The sequence below is a fragment of the Romboutsia sp. genome, assembly GCF_051659545.1.
In the GTDB taxonomy this organism is placed as follows: Bacteria; Bacillota; Clostridia; order Peptostreptococcales; family Peptostreptococcaceae; genus JBOFOR01.
In genome coordinates, this window is the sequence record NZ_JBOFOR010000307.1 from 1 (window position 1) to 2,621 (window position 2,621).

Annotated in this window: 3 protein-coding genes; all 3 read left to right on the forward strand. The window is 25.2% G+C overall.

Features of this window, described 5'->3' with window-relative positions; all coding sequences use genetic code 11:
* Positions 1-531 precede the first annotated feature (531 nt).
* Positions 532-1,122: an ATP-dependent Clp protease proteolytic subunit gene (locus ACRC03_RS18435; RefSeq protein WP_438654071.1), complete on the forward strand. Its 591-nt coding sequence runs from the start codon at positions 532-534 to the stop codon at positions 1,120-1,122.
* Positions 1,123-1,254: 132 nt separating this feature from the next.
* Complete coding sequence (locus tag ACRC03_RS18440) at positions 1,255-1,671, forward strand: rhodanese-like domain-containing protein (protein ID WP_438654072.1); 417 nt, start codon at positions 1,255-1,257, stop codon at positions 1,669-1,671.
* 218 nt (positions 1,672-1,889) lie between these two features.
* Positions 1,890-2,282, forward strand: coding sequence for a DUF3887 domain-containing protein (locus ACRC03_RS18445; RefSeq protein ID WP_438654073.1), 393 nt, complete (start codon positions 1,890-1,892; stop codon positions 2,280-2,282).
* Positions 2,283-2,621 lie beyond the last annotated feature (339 nt).

The following is a 2,621-nucleotide window of genomic DNA, read 5'->3' on the forward strand; positions in this document are numbered from 1 at the left end:
TTTCTGATGCTTTATCCAAGTTGTTCATTAATAAATTTCTCCAATTATGATAATATATTTATCTATATAATACCAGTATTTTTACTGAAACAAAATATATTATAAAAAGTGACAATATTTAATGGAACATATATAGTAAGTATTAATTCAGAAGAAAACTATTATTTATCAGAAGTTGAAACAAGTAAATAAAAAATAGAGCTTTCAAAATATTTAGATTATCGAATTGAAAAGGATACATTAGTAGTAAAATAACACCCATTAGATGCTAAGAAAGGTGATAACATTGAAAATACAATAGTTTATCTTATAGTCAATGCTAACAAAGTAGTGGGAGTAAGCTGTGAACCATTAAATTCCAGTACTAAAATTATAAATTGGAATCCTCTACCTGGTGCCTATGATTTAAAAGGAAATTTAATAAAATAATAAAAATATGGTAAAAAATTACTTTGGTTTATGGTAAAATATATTTTATAAACAAATAAATAATAAAAAATAGTAATACTAAAATAAATGGAGGAATATAACATGTACTATTATCAAGAAGAAAAACAAGAAAAAGAAAAAGACAAGGAAACTTCAGGGGTTGCCTCACAAAAATTATTAGAATCTAGATCAATAATTATATCTGGTGAAATAAATCAAGCTTTAGCTGAAAAAGTGGTTTCTCAACTTTTAGTTTTACAAGAAATGGGAGATGAGCCTATTAAAATATTTATAAATAGCCAAGGTGGTCATGTTGAAGCTGGAGATACTATTCATGATATGATTAAATTTGTTAAACCTACAGTAAAAATAATTGGAACTGGATGGGTTGCAAGTGCAGGTATAACAATATACTTAGCTGCTGACAAAGAAAATAGATATTCATTGCCAAATACAAGATATATGATACACCAACCAATGGGCGGATGTAGAGGTCAAGCAACAGATATTGGTATAGAAGCTAAAGAAATAGTAAGAGTACGTAAAAGAATTAATAACATAATAAGTGAAGCTACTGATCAACCATTAGAAAAAGTACAACAAGACACAGATAGAAACTATTGGTTAAATGCTGAAGAAGCTGTTGAATACGGTATTACTAGCAAAATAATTACAAAGTATGATGAAGTATAAAATATAATATAGAAATGATAATAGGGCTTATTTAAAATAATAGGTCCTTTAATTTACCTTAAAAAAGGACAAAAAATCATTAGATTAATAGTAATTTATATGCTACAATATGATATAAAATAAATATAAGAGGTGAAGAGTATATTAACATTGGATAGATTTATGGCATTGTTGTTTTCGAAATATCTAATTAAATATGAAGATATAAAAGACGAAATAACAGTAGATACTAGGACAAAAGAAGAATACTCAAAAGAACAAATATTAATGTACAACATACCTATAATAACTAAAAAGGAACATGAATTTCTTCATAAATACTTACTTTTTGCTGAAATTATTATAATATATGGTTTGGTAACAAATATAGAATCAATAAAAAGACAACTTATAGAAGTTTCTAATAACAAAAAAGAAAAGTTAGTAATAGGTTGTTCAAAAGGTAGATTAAGAAGTCCTACTATGTGGGCTTATGCGAAACTACTTGGAATAGATGCAAAAGTTTTAAAATATGGAATTATATCTATTGATAGAGTTTTAAAGGGATAAAGTTAAATACAAGGCTATGGATATTTTAAATTATGTCGATAGCTTTTTTGTTGCGATAAGCAGGATATTAGAGTACAAGATGGAATTTTAGATATATATCGACATCTATATTTAAATAAATATAAATTGTATATTTTAGTGTAGCTAGATATAATTAATTGTATAATGTAAAAGTATAAAAATGATAAATAGAAGGAAAGTGTAAAAAGGTGGGGAATATGAAAGTATTGAAAGTTTTATTGATAATTTTAGCAGTTGGAATGTTTGTTACTGGATGTGGAAGTAATGTACTTGATGAAGGATATGACGAAGAAAAACTAAAATTAGAGGCGAATGATGTTTTAAGTATGCTTTGTGATGAAAGATATGATGATATATCAAAGCATATGAGTTATAAACTAGCAAGTGTAATGCCAGCAGATAAACTAAAAAATGCATGGGAACCGATTAAGAAGGATTTTGGAGATTTTGAAGAAGTAACTAAGTTAGATGTGTCAGGGAATGAGGATTTAGCTACAGTAATTCTAACTGCTAAATTTTCAAATAGAGAAGGTAAATTTACGATTACTTACAATAAAGAAATGATGGTTGAAGGAATATATATAAAATAATAATATGCTATTGTTCCTAAAGGGGTAGATATTTTAATAAAAGAGTATTTAAAAAAAATTAAGGCAAGTTATTATAACTTACCTTAATTTTTTTTTGTAATCTTTTAATGTGTATCTTATATAGTTTTTAGTATAACTGTATTCAAATAAACATCCAAATAAAATTAAGTTTTATAATGTAATGATTTAATAAAATATATTGCTTAATTGTATAATGAAATTGAACCAATAAAAATATAAAAAAAATCCATAGTAATCTTATCCTATGTTATTATTTAATCACCACAAAAAAACAATTACAAAAAAGGATATGGATACTATGGATAATAACAATAATAA